At 70.2% G+C, this 18,308-nt stretch carries 17 protein-coding genes and 1 tRNA gene; 8 read left to right on the plus strand and 10 right to left on the minus strand.

The window, feature by feature from the left end; genetic code table 11:
- Positions 1-25: 25 nt before the first annotated feature.
- Both ABD236_RS27510 and ABD236_RS27515 read right to left on the minus strand, forming a co-directional pair.
- On the minus strand, positions 26-1,768 hold the full coding sequence (locus tag ABD236_RS27510; RefSeq protein WP_425543970.1) for a sensor histidine kinase: 1,743 nt from the start codon (positions 1,766-1,768) through the stop codon (positions 26-28).
- Between the two features lie 202 nt (positions 1,769-1,970).
- A tRNA-Leu gene (locus ABD236_RS27515) sits at positions 1,971-2,053 on the minus strand.
- A 378-nt stretch (positions 2,054-2,431) separates the two neighbouring features.
- Here ABD236_RS27515 and ABD236_RS27520 point away from each other — a divergent pair.
- The 6 genes from ABD236_RS27520 (at position 2,432) to pknB (ending at position 10,554) form a co-directional block, all read left to right on the plus strand.
- Positions 2,432-3,319: an FHA domain-containing protein gene (locus ABD236_RS27520; RefSeq protein WP_344078089.1), complete on the plus strand. Its 888-nt coding sequence runs from the start codon at positions 2,432-2,434 to the stop codon at positions 3,317-3,319.
- Between the two features lie 10 nt (positions 3,320-3,329).
- Complete coding sequence (locus tag ABD236_RS27525; RefSeq protein WP_101389129.1) at positions 3,330-3,863, plus strand: FHA domain-containing protein FhaB/FipA; 534 nt, start codon at positions 3,330-3,332, stop codon at positions 3,861-3,863.
- Between the two features lie 132 nt (positions 3,864-3,995).
- Positions 3,996-5,459, plus strand: coding sequence for a Stp1/IreP family PP2C-type Ser/Thr phosphatase (locus ABD236_RS27530; RefSeq protein WP_344078365.1), 1,464 nt, complete (start codon positions 3,996-3,998; stop codon positions 5,457-5,459).
- Between the two features lie 26 nt (positions 5,460-5,485).
- Entirely contained in the window at positions 5,486-6,907 is a 1,422-nt protein-coding gene (locus ABD236_RS27535; RefSeq protein WP_344078093.1) for an FtsW/RodA/SpoVE family cell cycle protein, read from the plus strand.
- The gene (locus tag ABD236_RS27540; RefSeq protein WP_344078096.1) at positions 6,904-8,358 is read left to right on the plus strand and encodes a penicillin-binding transpeptidase domain-containing protein; all 1,455 of its coding nucleotides are present in this window, start codon (positions 6,904-6,906) and stop codon (positions 8,356-8,358) included. The genes ABD236_RS27535 and ABD236_RS27540 overlap by 4 nt, the downstream gene beginning before the upstream one ends.
- Before the next feature lie 189 nt (positions 8,359-8,547).
- Entirely contained in the window at positions 8,548-10,554 is a 2,007-nt protein-coding gene (pknB, locus tag ABD236_RS27545; RefSeq protein ID WP_344078098.1) for a Stk1 family PASTA domain-containing Ser/Thr kinase, read from the plus strand.
- Between the two features lie 93 nt (positions 10,555-10,647).
- Here the strand turns inward: pknB and ABD236_RS27550 are convergent, their stop codons facing one another.
- The 6 genes from ABD236_RS27550 to ABD236_RS27575 form a co-directional block, all read right to left on the minus strand.
- A complete protein-coding gene (locus ABD236_RS27550) occupies positions 10,648-11,379 on the minus strand; it encodes a class E sortase (RefSeq protein ID WP_344078100.1) in 732 nt (243 codons plus the stop codon).
- A 20-nt stretch (positions 11,380-11,399) separates the two neighbouring features.
- Entirely contained in the window at positions 11,400-12,605 is a 1,206-nt protein-coding gene (locus ABD236_RS27555; protein ID WP_344078102.1) for a class E sortase, read from the minus strand.
- Positions 12,602-13,240 carry an aminodeoxychorismate/anthranilate synthase component II gene (locus ABD236_RS27560; RefSeq protein ID WP_344078104.1) on the minus strand — a complete coding sequence of 213 codons (639 nt, stop codon included), beginning with the start codon at positions 13,238-13,240 and terminating at the stop codon, positions 12,602-12,604. Before ABD236_RS27560 ends, ABD236_RS27555 begins: the two co-directional genes overlap by 4 nt.
- On the minus strand, positions 13,237-13,413 hold the full coding sequence (locus tag ABD236_RS27565) for a hypothetical protein (protein ID WP_283142588.1): 177 nt from the start codon (positions 13,411-13,413) through the stop codon (positions 13,237-13,239). The genes ABD236_RS27560 and ABD236_RS27565 overlap by 4 nt, the downstream gene beginning before the upstream one ends.
- Positions 13,414-13,480: 67 nt before the next feature.
- A complete protein-coding gene (locus ABD236_RS27570; protein WP_344078107.1) occupies positions 13,481-14,173 on the minus strand; it encodes a class E sortase in 693 nt (230 codons plus the stop codon).
- A gap of 19 nt (positions 14,174-14,192) precedes the next feature.
- Positions 14,193-14,981 (minus strand): DUF881 domain-containing protein, encoded by a 789-nt coding sequence (locus ABD236_RS27575; protein WP_344078109.1) that lies wholly within the window; start codon positions 14,979-14,981, stop codon positions 14,193-14,195.
- A 143-nt stretch (positions 14,982-15,124) separates the two neighbouring features.
- Here ABD236_RS27575 and crgA point away from each other — a divergent pair, with 143 nt between their 5' ends.
- Entirely contained in the window at positions 15,125-15,382 is a 258-nt protein-coding gene (gene crgA / locus ABD236_RS27580) for a cell division protein CrgA (protein WP_344078111.1), read from the plus strand.
- A gap of 289 nt (positions 15,383-15,671) precedes the next feature.
- Here crgA and ABD236_RS27585 read toward each other — a convergent pair whose 3' ends face one another.
- Complete coding sequence (locus ABD236_RS27585) at positions 15,672-16,541, minus strand: rhomboid family intramembrane serine protease (RefSeq protein ID WP_344078113.1); 870 nt, start codon at positions 16,539-16,541, stop codon at positions 15,672-15,674.
- A gap of 152 nt (positions 16,542-16,693) precedes the next feature.
- Positions 16,694-17,227, minus strand: a complete 534-nt coding sequence (locus ABD236_RS27590) for a peptidylprolyl isomerase (RefSeq protein WP_344078115.1) — start codon at positions 17,225-17,227, stop codon at positions 16,694-16,696.
- A 337-nt stretch (positions 17,228-17,564) separates the two neighbouring features.
- On the opposite strand from ABD236_RS27590, the gene ABD236_RS27595 reads away from it, so the two are divergent.
- Positions 17,565-18,260: a DUF5324 family protein gene (locus tag ABD236_RS27595; RefSeq protein WP_344078117.1), complete on the plus strand. Its 696-nt coding sequence runs from the start codon at positions 17,565-17,567 to the stop codon at positions 18,258-18,260.
- Positions 18,261-18,308 lie beyond the last annotated feature (48 nt).

An 18,308-nucleotide genomic window follows, 5' to 3' on the forward strand; every position in this document is an offset into this window, starting at 1 on the left:
CAGCCAGCCAGCCAGCCAGCCACACCTAACGCTCGACCTCGTACGACTGCTTCTCGATCAGCTTGCCGTCCTTGAAGCAGAACCGGAAAACAGGCTCGGTCCTGACGCTGTCGCCGACCTCGGACGACATCAGTACCAGGCAGCTCGAACCGGCGGGCTCGGCAGGCCCCTTGCCGGGCAGGCCCGTCGTCAGGAACGTGTCGCCGTCGGGCAGCCGGCCGCGTACTTCCTGCTCGGAGGCGCCGACCTTGATGTCCTTGTACTCGGCGGGGTCGATCATCGCCTTGTCCGCGGACCCGGCGAGGAAGAACAGCCCGACGCCCGCCGCCACCGCGAGCAGCACCACCACCGCGAAGGCGATCCCGCACCCCAGGGCGACGCCTCCGGCCCTGCTCCTGCTGCTCATGGCCAACTCCCTCTCCGCGACGTTCAGGTCGACGTCCCAGCCGACGTGCCGACCGGCCTGGTGCCGGCCGGTCCCCGTCGCACCGGTCGCACCACCGTCGCCGGGCGGGAGGGCTGACGGCTGCTGTCGGAAGTCGTCCGCCGCATCGACGAAGGTCGTCGCCTCCGGCGCGCCGTAGGGCAGCACTCCGGCGACCCGGAAGCCCCCGTCGCCGGTCCGCCCCGTGTGGACCATGCCGCCGACCAGACGGGCCCGTTCATGCAGCCCGGTCAGGCCCTGTCCGCCGCTGACCACCTCGTTCGGCGGGGGCCCGGCCGCCGGCCCGTTGACGACCTCGACGACGAGCGCGTCGGGCTCGTAGCGCAGTTCCACGCCGATGGGAGCGCCGGGCGCGTGCTTGTACGCGTTGGTGAGCGCCTCCTGGACGATCCGGTACGCCGCGTGGTCCGAGGCGGGGGCGAGCTGGCGGGGCTCCCCCGTCTCGCGCAGCTCCACCGTGGTGCCCGCCGCCCGTGCGGCCGCCACCAGGGGTTCGACGCCCGCTGTGCCGCGGGCGGCGCGCTGGGCCTCGTCCGTGTGGTGCTCGGGTGCCTCGACGCCGTCGCGCAGGATGCCGACGACGGCGCGCAGTTCGTGCATGGCGGCGACCGAGGCCTCCCGCAGCACGCCTACGGCCTCGCGCTGGCGGCCCGTCAGCGCCGGGTCGACTTCCAGGGCCCCGGTGTGCACGGAGATCAGCGCCAGTTGGTGGCCGAGGCTGTCGTGCATGTCCTGGGCAATGCGCTGGCGTTCGCGCAGCCGGGCCTGCCCGGCGACCATGGCGCGCTCGCGCAGCAGCTGCGCGTTGCGCTCCTGCATGGTCTGGAGCAGGGTGCGCCGCTGGTACCAGTAGCGGCTGGCGAGGCCCGGCACCACGGCGATCACCATGAAGAAGAGCGCCGAGAACAGGGAGATGACGAGGAGCGGGCCGCCGCCGGACTCGGTGAGTAGGAGAGCGAGGAGGTATCCGGCGAACGCGGCGCAGAAGGCGGCCAGTGCCTTTCCCGCCCCGGCGATGCGCCGGCCCGCCGAGCAGGCCACCACGAGCAGCAGCAAGGTGGCGCCCGCGGCGGCCCCGCTGAGGGCGGCGGTGGCGATGAGCACGCTCGAGGGGAACCTGCGGCGCAGCGGCGACAGGGCGAGTACGGCGAGCGCCACCAGGGCGGGCAGGACCAGGCCGCCGTCGGCCAGCCGGGTCACCCCGGCGGCGACCAGGGCCAGCGGCAGGGCGAGGGCCGACTCGCCGGCGATCCGGCGGCCGGACCAGGGTTCCGGTCCCACCAGCCGCAGCCGGGCGTCCTGGATCTTCGATGACACGTCCACGGAGGCACCCTAGGCAGCGGCGCGGGCGGCGGACGGCTCTCTTTCGTCGCGCCCCGCCGAGACAAAAGTCGCCCGCCGCGGCCGGGCTTCCCCCCCTGCCGACGGCCATCCCGGGCCCCGGGAAGGCCCCTCGCGAATTCGCTCGCGCGTCCGGGAACGCGAAAGCCCCGCCGGTCGTTTGACCTGCGGGGCTTTCGTTCTGTGGGCGAGGGGGGATTTGAACCCCCACGTCCCGAAGGACACTGGCACCTGAAGCCAGCGCGTCTGCCGTTCCGCCACTCGCCCGAGTGGTGTCCAGTTCTTCGCACCGTTTCGGTCCGTTTCCCTGGCGACGTCGAGAAGATTAGCACGCTGCGCAGGGTGGATTCACATCCGTTGTTTCCGCCGCCCCCACCGGGCATGAGAGGAGGAGGAAGGTCGACGTACAGCGACGACCTGGGGACCCACAGGAACCTCACAGGGGTCCGAAGGGAACGGGGAGGGGCCGCACCCACTCCTCCACGGTGCACCCCGGGTGCGGGACACTGTCAGGAGGCCACCTCTACGATCCGTGTGAGAGGTGACACTCGTCCACCGGTCACAGAAGGGGAACCAGCCGATTTCCCGACGCGTGGATACGATCAGTAAGCAGTACCAGGACGACATCGACGGAGGAGGTGCCCCATGGGAGTCCTGAAGCGTTTCGAGCAGCGTCTCGAAGGCCTGGTCAACGGCACCTTCGCGAAGGTCTTCAAGTCCGAGGTCCAGCCCGTCGAGATCGCCGGCGCCCTCCAGCGCGAGTGCGACAACAACGCGACGATCTGGAACCGCGAGCGGACCGTCGTCCCCAACGACTTCATCGTGGAGCTCAGCGCGCCCGACTTCGAGCGCCTGAGCCCGTATTCGGGGCAGCTGGGCGACGAACTGTCCGGCCTGGTCCGCGACTACGCCAAGCAGCAGCGCTATACGTTCATGGGCCCCATCAAGGTCCACCTGGAGAAGGCCGAGGATCTCGACACCGGCCTGTACCGGGTGCGCAGCCGCACGCTCGCCTCCAGCACCGACCAGCAGGACCAGCACAACCAGCAGGAGCAGTACGGCAGGCCCGCGGGTCCGTCCCGGCCCGCTCCCGCCGCGGCGCCGCAGTCCCCCCAGGGCCGCGGCGGCTACGGCTATCCGCCCGCCGCCGCACCGCCGATGCCGGCCGCCCCGCCCCCCGGCGGGAACGGCGGCCCCGGCCGTCCCGGCGCGGACCGCCGCCCGACGGCTCCCGGCCCCATGCCGGGCTCCCAGGTGCGGCGCTGGATCGAGATCAACGGCACACGCCACCAGATCTCCCGCCCGACGCTGGTGCTGGGCCGCAGCACCGACGCCGATGTGCGGATCGACGACCCCGGCGTCTCGCGCCGGCACTGTGAGATCCGGACCGGAACGCCCTCGACGATCCAGGATCTCGGGTCCACCAACGGCATCGTGGTGGACGGGCAGCACACCACCCGCGCTACGCTCCGCGACGGCTCGCGGATCGTCGTGGGCAGCACCACCATCGTTTACCGGCAAGCCGAAGGGTGAAGCGGGGGCAATGTCAGAGCTGACCCTCACGGTCATGCGGTTGGGTTTCCTCGCCGTACTGTGGCTGTTCGTCATCGTGGCCGTCCAGGTCATCCGCAGCGACCTGTTCGGCACCCGGGTCACCCAGCGCGGTTCGCGCCGTGGCGGGGACACCGGCCGCCAGCAGACCGGCCGGCAGGCCGCCGCCGCTGCCGCGCCGCCGCAGCAGCGCGGCCAGCAGGCCCCGTCGGGCGGCCGCCAGCGCCGGGGCGCGCCCACCAAGCTGGTGGTGTCCGAGGGCACCCTGACCGGCACGACGGTGGCGCTGCAGGGGCAGACCATCACGCTGGGCCGGGCGCACGACTCGACGATCGTCCTCGACGACGACTACGCCTCGAGCCGGCATGCCAGGATCTACCCGGACCGCGACGGCAACTGGATCGTCGAGGACCTCGGCTCCACCAACGGCACCTACCTGGACCGGACGCGGCTCACCACCCCGACCCCGATTCCGCTGGGCGCGCCGATCCGCATCGGCAAGACCGTCATCGAGCTGCGGAAGTAGTACGACAATGAGCGAGCGGAGCGAGCGAGCCGCGGCGGTCCGGACGACGGACCGGGACGGGCTCCCGACCGGAGGGTGGGCAGTGTGGCTCGACATGACCGGCTGTACCCCGAGCCGACGGGCGAGGTGGGCATGAGTCTCTCCCTGCGCTTCGCCGCCGGATCCCACAAGGGCATGATCCGCGAGGGCAACGAGGACTCCGGTTACGCGGGTCCGCGTCTCCTCGCCATCGCCGACGGCATGGGCGGCCAGGCCGCCGGTGAGGTCGCCTCCTCCGAGGTGATCTCCACCCTGGTCACGCTCGACGACGACGTGCCCGGCTCCGACATCCTGACGTCGCTGGGTACGGCGGTGCAGCGCGCCAACGACCAGCTGCGCATGATGGTCGAGGAGGACCCCCAGCTGGAGGGGATGGGCACCACGCTCACCGCTCTGCTGTGGACGGGCCAGCGCCTGGGCCTGGTGCATGTGGGCGACTCGCGCGCGTACCTGCTGCGCGACGGCGTCCTCACCCAGATCACACAGGACCACACCTGGGTGCAGCGGCTCGTGGACGAGGGCCGCATCACCGAGGAGGAGGCGACGACGCATCCGCAGCGCTCGCTGCTGATGCGCGCGCTCGGCAGCGGCGACCACGTCGAGCCGGACCTGTCGATCCGCGAGGTGCGGGCGGGCGACCGCTATCTGATCTGCTCCGACGGCCTGTCGGGGGTGGTGTCCCACCAGACGATGGAGGACACCCTCGCCAGCTACCAGGGGCCGCAGGAGACGGTGCAGGAGCTGATCCAGCTCGCGCTGCGCGGCGGCGGCCCCGACAACATCACGGTGATCGTGGCCGACGTCCTGGACGTCGACTCCGGAGACACGCTGGCCGGGCAGCTCAGCGACATCCCGGTGATCGTGGGCGCGGTCGCCGAGAACCAGCTCCAGCTCAACGATGACGGGGCGATGCAGACCCCGGCGGGCCGCGCCTCCGGGCTCGGCCGCCCCGCCCCGCCGCAGGGCGGCTTCGGCCCGCCCGGCAGCGGCGACGAGAGCGGCTACGGCGCCCCGCCCGAGGGCGCCTTCGGGGCGTACTCGGACGAGGACTTCGTCAAGCCGCGGCGCGGCAAGTGGCTGAAGAGATCCGCCTACATCGTGCTCGCCCTGGCGGTGGTCGGCGGCGGTCTGTACGGCGGCTACCGCTGGACGCAGACGCAGTACTACGTCGGCACCAAGGACGAGCACGTCGCGCTCTACCAGGGCATCAGCCAGGACCTGGCCTGGGTGAAGCTGTCGAAGGTGGAGACCGACCACCCCGAGATCGAACTCAAGTACCTGCCGCCGTACCAGCGCAAGCAGGTCGAGGCGACGATCGCCGAGGGCAGTCTCTCCAAGGCCCAGGCCAAGATCACCGAACTGTCCACGCAGGCGTCGGCGTGCAAGAAGGACGAGCAGCGGCGCGCCGCCGAGAGCCAGAACCCGCCGAAGACCGGTACGACGGCGTCGCCGTCGCCCGGCAAGACCGGGTCCACCAAGACCACCGCCACTCCCACGCCCGGCCCCAGCCTCTCGGAGGAAGAGCAGAAGCTGGTCCCGCAGTGCGGTAAGCAGTAGGCAGCCGTAGGGGGCCTTTCCACACCATGAGCGTTGTCACTAACACGACCACCATCGGCGCGATCGACGCACCGAGCCGCCGCAACACCGAGCTCGCGCTGCTCGTCTTCGCCGTCGCCATCCCGGTGTTCGCGTACGCCAACGTGGGCCTGGCCATGACCGGCAAGCTGCCTTCCGGCATGCTCGGTTATGGGCTGGGCCTCGGGCTGCTCGCGGCCGTCGGGCACCTCGTGGTGCGCAAGTTCGCCCCGTACGCGGACCCGCTGCTGCTGCCGCTGGCGACGCTGCTCAACGGGCTGGGCCTGGTGATGATCTGGCGCCTGGACCAGTCGCCGCGGTTGATCCAGCGGGCCAAGAGCGCGTTCGGCGCCTTCCACGCGGACGCGCCCAAGCAGATGCTGTACACGGCGATCGGCGTGGCGCTGTTCATCGGTGTCCTCATGCTCCTGAAGGACCACCGCATCCTCCAGCGCTACACCTACATCTCGATGGCGGTCGCGCTGTTCCTGCTGATCCTGCCTATGTTCTTCCCGGCGGTGAACGGCGCCAAGATCTGGATCTCCGTCCCCGGCTTCGGCACCATCCAGCCCGGAGAGTTCGCGAAGATCATCATCGCGGTGTTCTTCTCCGGGTACCTGATGGTCAAGCGGGACGCGCTGGCGCTCGCCAGCCGCCGTTTCATGGGTCTGTACCTGCCGCGCGGCCGTGACCTCGGTCCGATCCTCGTGGTGTGGGGCGTCTCGATCCTCATCCTGGTCTTCGAGACCGACCTGGGCACCTCGCTGCTCTTCTTCGGCCTCTTCGTGATCATGCTGTACGTGGCCACCGAGCGCACCAGCTGGATCGTCTTCGGTCTGCTGATGTCGGCGGCCGGAGCGGTCGCCGTGGCCTCCTTCGAGCCGCACGTCCAGTCCCGTGTGAACGCCTGGCTCGACCCGTTCGCCTGCTACAAGACCGACAAGACCGGTGCCTGTGAGCAGATCGGCCAGGCGATCATGTCGTTCGGCTCCGGCGGCACCCTCGGTACGGGCCTGGGCCAGGGCAACTCGGACCTCATCGGCTTCGCCGCCAACGCCGACTTCATCCTCTCCACCGTGGGCGAGGAGCTGGGCCTGGCCGGGATGATGGCGATCTTCCTCATCTACGGGCTGATCGTGGAGCGGGGTGTGCGCACCGCGCTCGCCGCCCGCGACCCGTTCGGCAAGCTGCTGGCCATCGGCCTCTCGGGCGCCTTCGCGCTCCAGGTCTTCGTGGTCGCCGGCGGCGTCATGGGCCTCATCCCGCTGACCGGTATGACCATGCCGTTCCTCGCGCAGGGCGGCTCCTCCGTGATCGCCAACTGGGCGCTGATCGGCATCCTCATCCGCATCAGTGACACCGCCCGCCGTCCGGCGCCCGCCCCCGCCCCTTCCCCCGACGCCGAGATGACCCAGGTGGTCCGACCGTGAACAAGCCCCTGCGACGGATCGCGATCTTCTGCGGGCTGCTGATCATGGCCCTGATGATCCGCGACAACTGGCTCCAGTACGTGCGCGCCGACGAGCTCAACGCGCACAAGTACAACCGGCGCGTCCAGATCGAGCGGTTCGCCCATGAGCGCGGCAACATCATCACGGCCGACGGCCAGCCGATGACCGCGTCCAAGGAGACCTCGGGCAGCGACTACAAGTTCAAGCGGGCCTGGAACAACGGCGCCCTGTGGTCGCCGGTGACCGGCTACAACTCGCAGGCCTTCGACTCCTCGCAGCTGGAGAACATCGAGGACAAGATCCTCTCGGGCAACGACGACCGGCTCTTCTTCGACCGGACGCTCTCGATGTTCACCGGTGAGAAGAAGCAGGGCGGCAACGTCGTCACCACCCTCAACACCGCCGCCCAGAAGGCGGCCTTCGAGGGCCTCGGCGACAAGAAGGGCGCGGTCGCCGCGATCGACCCGCGCACCGGCGCGATCCTGGCGCTGGCCTCGACGCCCTCGTACGACCCGTCGGTCTTCGCGGGCAACACCAAGGCGGACTCCGAGGCCCGCCAGAAGCTGCTCACCGACAAAGACAAGCCCATGCTGAACCGGGCGCTGCGCGAGACCTACCCGCCCGGCTCCACGTTCAAGGTGGTCACCGCCTCGGCGGCGCTGGAGAACGGGCTGTACTCCAGCATCGACGAGCCGACCCGCTCGCCGGTGCCCTACCAGCTGCCGCAGTCGACGACCCCGCTGAAGAACGAGGGCAGCATCCCCTGCGAGAACGCCACGCTCAAGGTGGCCCTCCAGTGGTCCTGCAACACCGTCTTCGGCAAGATCAGCGATGACCTCGGCAACAAGAAGATGATCGACGAGGCCAACAAGTTCGGCTTCAACGACGAGATCTTCACCCCCGTCCGCGCCGACGCCAGCGTCTACCCCAAGGACAACCGGCCGCAGAACGCGATGGCCGGCATCGGCCAGGCCTCCAACCGCGCCACCCCGCTCCAGATGGCCATGGTGGCCGCCGCGGTCGCCAACGACGGCAAGCTGATGAAGCCGTACATGGTCGACCAGCTCCAGGCGCCCAACCTGGACGTCCTGTCCAAGACCCAGCCCGAGAAGATGAGCCAGCCGCTGTCGGCCGCCAACGCCCAGAAGGTCCAGGCGCTGATGGAGAACGTCGTCACCGACGGCACCGGCAAGAAGGGCGCCATCGACGGCGTCACCGTCGGCGGCAAGACCGGTACCGCCCAGCACGGCCTCAACAACAGCGAGAAGCCGTACGCCTGGTTCATCTCGTACGCCAAGACCGATCAGGGCTCCCCGGTCGCGGTCGCGGTCGTCGTCGAGGACGGCGAGGCCCACCGGGACGACATCTCCGGTGGCGGTCTGGCCGCTCCCATCGCCAAGGCCGTGATGAAGGCGGTGCTCAAGAAGTGACCCCGGGACGTTTCACGTGAAACGGTCCTCGTTTCACGTGAAACGTCGCTCGCGCCCTGTACCGGTCCGGTATCAGCTGACGGTCACGGACTGATCCGCTTCCGGTGCCCGGTAGCGTATGCGCGAACAGCACACCGCCGGACCACACACACGGGTGCGGTCGGGACTGACGGAGAGGGCTGGAACGTTATGGAAGAGCCGCGTCGCCTCGGCGGCCGGTACGAGCTGGGCCAGGTGCTCGGCCGTGGTGGCATGGCGGAGGTCTACCTCGCGCACGACACCCGGCTCGGCCGCACTGTCGCCGTGAAGACGCTGCGGGCCGACCTCGCCCGCGATCCGTCCTTCCAGGCCCGGTTCCGCCGTGAGGCCCAGTCCGCCGCCTCGCTCAACCACCCGGCGATCGTCGCGGTCTACGACACCGGCGAGGACTACGTCGACCAGGTCTCCATCCCGTACATCGTGATGGAGTACGTCGACGGATCCACCCTGCGTGAGCTGCTTCACTCCGGGCGCAAGCTGCTGCCCGAGCGCACGCTGGAGATGACGGTCGGCATCCTCCAGGCCCTGGAGTACTCCCACCGCGCCGGCATCGTCCACCGCGACATCAAGCCGGCCAACGTCATGCTGACGCGCACCGGCCAGGTCAAGGTCATGGACTTCGGCATCGCCCGGGCCATGGGCGACTCCGGTATGACGATGACGCAGACCGCCGCCGTCATCGGCACCGCCCAGTACCTCTCCCCGGAGCAGGCCAAGGGCGAGCAGGTCGACGCCCGCTCCGACCTGTATTCGACCGGCTGCCTCCTCTACGAGCTGCTGACCGTGCGGCCGCCGTTCGTCGGTGACTCACCGGTCGCGGTCGCCTACCAGCACGTACGGGAAGAGCCGCAGCCGCCGAGCAACTTCGACCCCGAGATCACGCCCGAGATGGACGCGATCGTCCTGAAGGCGCTGGTCAAGGACCCGGACTACCGCTACCAGTCGGCCGACGAGATGCGCGCCGACATCGAGGCCTGCCTCGACGGCCAGCCGGTCGCCGCGACCGCCGCCATGGGCGCGGTCGGCTACGGCGGCTACGACGCCTACACCTCGGGCCCCCAGGACCAGCCCACGACCGCGCTGCGCCCCGCGGACGCGGCGGGCCAGACGTCCATGCTGCCCCCGGTCAACCCGGACGACAGCGGCTACGGATACGACGACCGCCCCGACCGGCGCCGCCAGAAGAAGTCGAACACCTCGACCATCCTGCTGGTGCTCGCCGGTGTGCTGGTGCTCGTCGGCGCGATCCTGATCGGCAAGGCGGTCTTCGGCGGCGGCGGCAGCGACAGCGGCCTGGTGCCGGTGCCGCAGCTGGTCGGCGAGACCAAGAAGTCCGCCGAGACCCTCACGGCGAACGTCGGTCTCAAACTGACGGTCGCCAAGTCCGAGCCCTGTGCCGACCAGCCCAAGGACAGCATCTGCAGCCAGACCCCGACCAGCGGCAAGCTGAAGAAGGGCGAGGCCGTCTCGGTCGTCGTCTCGACCGGCGCGCCCAAGGTCGAGGTGCCGGACGTCACGGAGAAGAAGAAGGACAACGCGACCCAGCTCCTCGAGGCCAAGGGCTTCACCGTGAAGACCACCACGGTCGAGTCCGAGTCCGAGGAGGGCACGGTCGTCAGCCAGGACCCCAAGGGCGGCCAGCAGGCCGAGAAGGGCTCCGAGGTCACGCTCTCCATCGCCAAGAAGAAGACGTCCAAGATCCCCGACGTCACGAACACCGACTACAACGCGGCGGTGGCCCAGCTGAGCACGCTCGGCTTCACCAACGTCTCGCGTCAGGACGTCGACTCGGACAAGCCCGCGGGCCAGGTCGTCGACCAGACGCCCAAGGGCAACACCAACCAGACCAAGGACGTCCAGATCGTCCTGAAGGTCTCCAAGGGCCCGCAGACGCCCACGCAGGTCCCCGTGCCGAGCGTGTTCGGCAAGACGGTCAAGCAGGCCACGGAGATCCTCAACGGGGCAGGGTTCAGCAACATCCAGTTCGCGCCCGGCAGCTCCAGCGACGAGAAGGCACGGGTCACCTCGCAGACCCCGCCGGCCACCACCCCCTCCGACCCGGCCACCACGGCGATCGTCCTGACGACGATCGGCGGGGGCGGCGGCGGCCAGGACGGCGGCGGGAACTTCCCGTTCGGCGGCCCCTCCGGCGGCTGACGACCGGCCCAGCGCGAAGCCCCGGCTCCCCCTCAGGGGGGCCGGGGCTTTTCCGTACGTACGTGAAGGTGCCCAGGGGCCGGGCGGTGGCCGCTAGCGCAGCTCGGCCGGCTTGGTGCGCTTCTCGTCGACTTTCTGGGTGCGCACCAGCTCGCCCCAGACGATGTAGCGGTAGTCGGAGGTGTAGACGGGCGTGCACGTGGTCAGCGTGATGTAGTGGCCCGGCCGGTGGGCGCCCGACTCCTTCGGCACCGGCTTGAGGACGTCGACGTTGTACTTCGACGTCTCCTTGAGCTCGGCGAACGTCTTGTAGACGTACCAGGTGTCCTTCGTCTCGAAGACGATCGGATCGCCGGTCCTTATCTTGTCGATGTTGTGGAACTTCGCGCCGTGGCCGTCGCGGTGCGCGGCGAGCGTGAAGTTGCCCTTGGCGCCGCCGGGCAGGACCGCCTTCAGCGGGTCGGTGTAGTAGCCCGCCACACCGCCGTTGAGCACCTTGGTGTCGGTGCCCCGCTTCACCAGCACCTCGCCGTTGTGCATGGCGGGGACGTGCAGGAAGCCGATGCCGCCCTTGGTGTCCAGGGCCCCGGGGCCGCTGTTGGCCCAGTCGCGGCGCACGTCCTTGCTCTGCCTGGCCGCCTCGCGGTCCGCTATGACGTTGGTCCACCACAGCGAGTAGACGACGAAGAGGCCGAGCACCAGCCCGGCCGTGATCAGCAGCTCGCCGATGACGCTGACCACCCCGGCGACCACACCGCGGCGGCGCGGTCGCGGCGGGCCGGGGGCCTCGGTCTGCTGCTCGTCGTGCTCGGTCCTCAACTCCACCGCACCTGTCTGTCGTTGCGTCAGTCGGCGAGCGCGTCGGGCACGCCCTTGCTGCGCGGTCGTTCGTCGACCATCTTGCCCCACACGATCATTCGGTACGTACTCGTGAATTCGGGGGTGCAGGTCGTCAGGGTCAGATAGCGGCCCGGCCGGGTGAACCCCGAGCCGACCGGGATCGGCTTGAGCACCGAGACGTTCTTGGGGCTGGTCGAGGGGAGCGTACGGCTGATCGCGTACGTGTAGTACGCCTGCTGGGTCTCCACGATCACCAGGTCGCCGGGCTTGAGCCGGTTGATGTAGCGGAAGGGCTCGCCGTGCGTGTTGCGGTGCCCGGCGACCGCGAAGTTGCCCGTCTTGTCCCCGGGCATCGCGGTCTTCAGGCTGCCCTGGCCGTAGTGGCCGACCATGCCCTTGTCGAGGACCTTGTGCTTGCTGGTGCCCTCGGCGACCGGGACGACCACGTCCAGCTTGGGGATGTGCATGAGGGCGAAGCCCTTGCCGGGCTCGAAGGCGCCGGGGGCCTTCTTGCCGCTCGCCCAGTCGTGGGTGATCTTCTTGGCCTCGCTGCCCGCCTGCTGATGGGCGCGGATGTTGGTCCACCACAGCTGGTACGTGACGAACAGGAGCATCACCACGCCGAGCGTAATGAACAGCTCCCCGACGATGCGGCTGGCCACGACGGCCGCGCTGTCCTTGCGCGCCTTGGCCGCGCGGCGCGCCTCGGCGCGGGTCGGCGGACGGCCGGTCCTCGCCGGTTCGGTGGGCGCGGCGGCCGGGGCCCGGTGTCCGCGCGCTTTCGCGGCCCGGCGCCGCTCGGCCCGGCCACCGGTGGGAGGCGCGGGCGCCTCAGCTATGCGCTTCAGCGCCATGGTGGCGTCGTCGAGGGCGGCACCGTTGGGGGCGGGTTCAGGGGCAGGCTCGGGGGCGACCGGAGGCAGTGGCGCGGGCTCCACGGGGGCCGCCGAGGGCTCCCCGTACCACTCCTGCGCGGGCGCGGGCGCGGCCTCCGGCGCCGGTGCCACGCGCGCGTAAGGGTCCACGGGCGCGTAGGCGTCCACAGGCGCGTAGACGTCACCCGGCGTCTGTGCCTGGCCAGGCGCCTGAGCCCGGGGCGGGGGCTGTCCCTGCGGGATGGAGTCCGCCCTGAACCAAGGCGACCCGTGACCACCCGCCGGAAGGGGGTCCGTCAGCGGGTCGAACTCGTGCTCCGGCCGGACCGCCGTCACGCCGCGGCCTTGCCCACCACCGGTGCCAGGCCTGCCGACCGCTCGACGGCTCCGGTGTCCCCGCAGCGCACCAGCCAGTTGGCGAGCATCAGATGGCCGTGTTCGGTCAGGACCGACTCCGGATGGAACTGGACGCCCTCCACCGGCAGTTCCCGGTGGCGCAGCCCCATCACGATCCCGTCGGCCGTGCGGGCCGTGACCTCGAGCTCGGCGGGGAGGGTCGAGGGCTCGGCGGCCAGCGAGTGGTACCGGGTCGCGGTGAACGGCGAGGGCAGCCCCTGAAAGACCCCGGCGCCCTCGTGCAGGACCGGTGAGGTCTTGCCGTGCAGCAGCTCGGGCGCCCGGTCGACCACACCCCCGTACGCGACCATCATCGACTGCATGCCGAGGCAGACGCCGAAGACCGGCACCCCGGTCGCCGCGCAGTGGCGCACCATGTCGACGCAGACACCGGCCTGCTCGGGCGCGCCCGGGCCCGGCGAGAGCAGCACGCCGTCGAAGCCGTCCTGCGCGTGCTCCAGGGACACCTCGTCGTTGCGTACCACCTCGCACTCGGCGCCCAGCTGGTACAGGTACTGGACCAGGTTGAAGACAAAGCTGTCGTAGTTGTCCACGACGAGAACGCGTGCGCTCATCGGGTCGCTCCCATGCCCTGGTCGACGGTGACATCGTTGAACGGAAGCAGCGGCTCCGCCCACGGGAAGACGTACTGGAAGAGCACATAGACAATCGCCAGTACCAGGACGAGCGAAGTGAACGCCCGTACCCACGCGTTGCCCGGCAGATGCCGCCAGATCCAGCCGTACATGCTGTCCGCTGTCCCTTCCGACGATCGTTACCGCACCAGACTAAGGGGCGGCGCCGCGCACAGGGGCTCAGCCGGTCAAAGCTTGGGGCTTGCCGAGGGCGACGGGCCGGGTGGAGTCGAGGTGGCCCCAGGCGATCAGCCGGTGGCTGCTGCCCCACTCGGGATCGCAGGTGGTGAGGGTGAGATAGCGGCCCGGGGAGCGGTACGGCGACTTGGCGGGGACCGGGTCGACGACGCCGACATCGCTGGGCACGGTCCGGTACGGCTTGTTGTCGAGGCGGTAGGTGAACCAGGTCGTGCCGTCGGTGAGCACCACCGCGTCGCCGGGCCGCAGCTCGGGGAAGTCCTTGAAGGGGTCGCCGTAGGTGCGCCGGTGCCCGGCCACCGAGAAGTTGCCCTGCTGGCCGAGCGGTGCGGTGGCGGCGTAGTGCCCGAGGCCCTTCTGGAGGTCCTTGACCCCGGTCCCCTCCAGGACGGGCTTGTGCCAGCCCTTGCCCAGCCTGGGGATGTACATGACCGCGAAGGACCTGCCCTCGGTGTACGGGGCGGGGGCGGGCGGCGCCGCCCGCCGGGGCGCGCTCGTGGCCGGCGCGCGCTCCCACTGGTGGTGGAGGCCGGATATCTGGCTGTCGGCGGCGCTGTCCGCCTTCACGCCGGTCCAGTACAGGAGGTAGACGACGAAGAGGACGATCAGGGTGCCGGCCGTGAGGCACAGTTCGCTCAGCGTCCTGACGACCAGCCGCACCGAGACCACAGGCACCGGGCCGCCCCCTCCCGCGCTATCCCACCGGCTTCGCGTAGTGGAGATCCACTGTGCCCGAGTAGCCGGGCAGAGTCATCGCCTTGTGCTCGTCGACTTTCCAGCCGAGTCCGTACGCCTTCACATACAGCTGGTAGTTCTGGATCGCCGGGGAGTCGCTGAGCGCCTGGCGCAGCTTCCCCGGGTCGCCGACCGCGCTGACCTTGTACGGGGGCGAGTAGACGCGGCCCTGGAGGATCAGGGTGTTGCCGACGCAGCGCACGGCGCTGGTGGAGATGAGCCGCTGGTCCATGACCTGGATGCCCTGGGCGCCGCCCTGCCACAGCGCGTTGACCACGGCTTGGAGGTCCTGTTGGTGGATGACCAGGTCGTTGGGCTGGGGGGCGGGGTAGCCGGGGGCGGCCGTGGCGTTGGGCGGGGCGTCGTTGAGGGTGACGCTGAGGGCCTTGCCGGCCACCTTCTCGGTGCCCGCCGCGTCCTTGAGGGCGGCGAACTGGCGGTCCTCGGCCTTGGTGGAGCCGTTGTCGCGCCGGGCGAGGGCGTCGACGTCGTCGCGGACGGTGGCGGTGGACTGGTCGAGCTCGGCGTTCTTGCGGCTGCGCTGCTGGATCAGGTCGGAGAGCTTCAGCAGCGAGGCGTCGGTGCGGATGTTGGTGCCCTTGGCGGTGTTGAAGCTGGTGACGAAGATGAGTCCGGCGAGGGCGAAGACGGCGGCGGAGAGCAGCCGGACGGGGCGGGCCCGGAAGCGGCGGCCAGGTCCGGCGGGCTCGTCGGGGAGCCCTTCGGGGGAGTCGGCGGAATTGCTCAACGTACCCTTATCTCCTTCGGCGCCACGGAAGCACTACGCTAACGGACGCCTGGGGGCAGCAGTGATCCCCCGTTGCCCCTCCGCCGCCGCCCAGCCATCAGTTCCCTGCGCGGTCACGCAGCGCATCGACAGGAGTGTTCCTCGTGCCGAAGTCACGTATCCGCAAGAAGGCCGACTTCACGCCGCCGCCGGCGGCCAAGCAGGCCACCGCCATCAAGCTGGGCAGCCGGGGCTGGGTGGCCCCGGTGATGCTGGCGTTCTTCCTGATCGGCCTTGCCTGGATCGTCCTCTTCTATGTGACGGAGGGCGATATGCCGCTGAAGTCCCTCGGGAACTGGAACATCGTGGTCGGCTTCGGCTTCATCGCCGGCGGCTTCGGTGTCTCCACGCAGTGGAAGTAGCCCCTCCACAGCCTCCTCGTCAAGCCTTGCCCACAGGTTATCCACAACGCTATCCACACTGGGGAAAAGGTCAGACGATCTGTGGATAACCTCCGCCGTGTTGACGCCGGTGTGACTGCACTGTTCCACACCGGCCCACGGCCCGCCCCTTGTCCCTGCTGGGAAAACCCAGGTCAGCGACAAGGGGCACAGCTGTTCCCCACCGGATGCACAAGATCCGGCACGCACTGTGGACAACCTTGGGGGAAAGCCCGACTCCGTGTGCCCGCCCAGGTGGCCGGCCGGTGGATCAGGTGAGCGCCGCGGTCCTCGCCATGACGATGACCAGCACGGCCAGCAGGACCACCCCGCACGTCCCCCACTGGATCAGCGCCCGCCGCTCACGGGGTGCGTGGACCATCGCGTACGCGATCACCGTGCCGCCGACCAGACCTCCGATGTGGGCCTGCCAGGCGATGCCGCCCCACGGGTTGAACGTGATCACCAGGTTGATCACCAGAAGCGCGATCAGCGGGCGCATGTCGTAGTTCAGCTTGCGCATCAGCACGGCGGTGGCGCCGAACAGCCCGAAGATCGCCCCGGAGGCGCCGAGCGAGGGCTGGTTCGGGGCGGCCAGCCAGTACGTCAGGGCGCTTCCGGCGAGCCCGGAGGCGAAGTAGAGCGCCAGATAGCGCACCCGGCCGAGCGCCGCCTCCAGCGGCCCGCCGATCCACCACAGGCTGAGCATGTTGAACGCGATGTGCATGACACCGCCGTGCAGGAACATCGAGGTCACCAGGCGGTACCACTGGCCCTCGGCGACGCCCTGGAGCGAGTCGAACCCGGGCACGAAGGCCCGGCCCAGCATCTCGTACCCGTACTCGAACTTGTCCCCGAGCGTCTGCTGGAGCAGATAGCCGACCAGGTTGAGCCCGATCAGGACCTTGGTGAGCAGATGCGGGTCGCCGGGCACCGGCACGGCGCCCGCCATCGTGCGCGGCTGGTTGGCCGTCGGCGCGTGGCCGGTGCCGGAGCCCCCGCGCACACACTCCGGGCACTGGAATCCGACCGAGGCGCTGACCATGCACTCCGGGCAGATCGGGCGCTCGCAGCGGGTGCAGGTGATGCCCGTCTGCACGCCCGGGTGCCGGTAGCAGCTCGGCAGGCTCGCCTGGTCCATCGGGCTCCTTGTACTCGGTGCGGGGTGCGGGTGCTCGCGGCGGGGTGGTCTGGGCGGGTGCGGCAACCGCGCCGCCCCGCTCGTCACGTCATACGGACGAGCGGGGCGGTTTGGTTCCCCTCGAACGGGTGCCGTCAGTGCGCCGGGCGGGCTCAGCCCTCGCGGGACTCGATGACGACCGACTCGATGACCACGTCGTTGACCGGGCGGTCGGTGCGCGGGTTGGTCTGGGCGCCCGCGATGGCGTCCACGACCTTCCTGCCGGCGTCGGTGGAGACCTCGCCGAAGATCGTGTGCTTACGGGTCAGCCAGGCGGTGGGGGACACCGTGATGAAGAACTGGGAGCCGTTGGTGCCCGGACCGGCGTTCGCCATCGCCAGCAGGTACGGCTTGTCGAAGGCCAGCTCCGGGTGGAACTCGTCGGCGAACTCGTACCCGGGACCGCCGGTGCCGTTGCCCAGCGGGTCGCCGCCCTGGATCATGAAGCCGCTGATCACCCGGTGGAAGACCGTGCCGTCGTAGAGCGGGTCCGTGGTCCGCTTGCCGGTCGCCGGGTGCGTCCACTCGCGCTCGCCCCTGGCCAGCTCGACGAAGTTCTTGACCGTCTTGGGGGCGTGGTTCGGCAGGAGCCGGATCTCGATGTCCCCTTGGTTGGTCTTGAGGGTGGCGTAAAGCTGCTCGGCCACGGTCTGCCTTCCTTTGGTCTGCACTGACGTCCCACGATCCTCGCACGGAGGGCCCCACGGCAAGGAAACGCCGCCGAGAGCCCGCCGATCCCGCCGAACAGGCGCGCCCGGGGCCGAACAGTGGCATCGTCGGACGGGAGCTCTCCTCGCACCGCCCTCGCGCCTTCGTGCCGCGCATCACCCGAAGCCGCCCCACATGACCCGGATGCCTTTCCGCGCATGCCGGGTACCCGTCCGACAGGCATGATTTCGAGATGGGTGGAAAGGCGACACTGTGCTCATTCCGGCGACAACCCACCGGACCGCCCTGAACCCCGCCACCAAGGAGGAGGATCACGTGACCCGCATGGACAGTGTGCGCGCCGCGACCGGCTCGGCGAAGGAGAGCGTGCTGCACGCCGCGGAAGTGGTGGCGCCCTACGCCGACTCGGCCAAGAACCAGGCCGCGCACTACGCGCACGAGACGCGCACCCGGCTCGCGCCCAAGGTGGCCAAGGCCGCCAAGCAGGCCCGCAGCCAGGCCCATCTTCAGTACGACTCGTATGTCGCGCCGCATGTGCCGCCGAAGGTCGACGAGGTGGCCCGGGAGGCCGCCGCCCGCTCCCGCCGCGCCGCCCGCCAGGCCGCCGACTACACGGCGCCCCGGGTCAGCCACGCGGTCGCCGCCGCCCAGCCGGTCCGCGAGGAGGCGATGGCCCGCTCCGCCGCCGCCCTCGCGGCGCTGCGCGGCCAGGTCTCCCCGCGCCAGATCGAGAAGCTGGTGAAGAAGCAGCACCGCCGGGCCCGGGCCGGCCGCGCCGCCAAGTACCTCTTGGTCGCCGGCATCGTGGCGGGCGGAGCCGTCGCCGCGTGGAAGTGGTGGGACAAGCAGGCCAACCCGGACTGGCTGGTCGAGCCCCCTGCCCCCACCGAGGTCGCCGAGCCGACCCCGCTGAGCGCCGTCGACGGCAGCGGCGGCGCACTCGACCCGGAGGTCGAGGCCAAGGAAGCGGAGGAGGCCGAGTACGGCGAGGAGCGCGGCGGGGGCCACTGACCCCGGCCCGACGGCCGTACGTATCGAAGCGGCGGGTGCCGTGGACCA

Origin of the sequence: Streptomyces crystallinus (genome assembly GCF_039521265.1) — a bacterium.
Taxonomy (GTDB): domain Bacteria; phylum Actinomycetota; class Actinomycetes; order Streptomycetales; family Streptomycetaceae; genus Streptomyces; species Streptomyces crystallinus.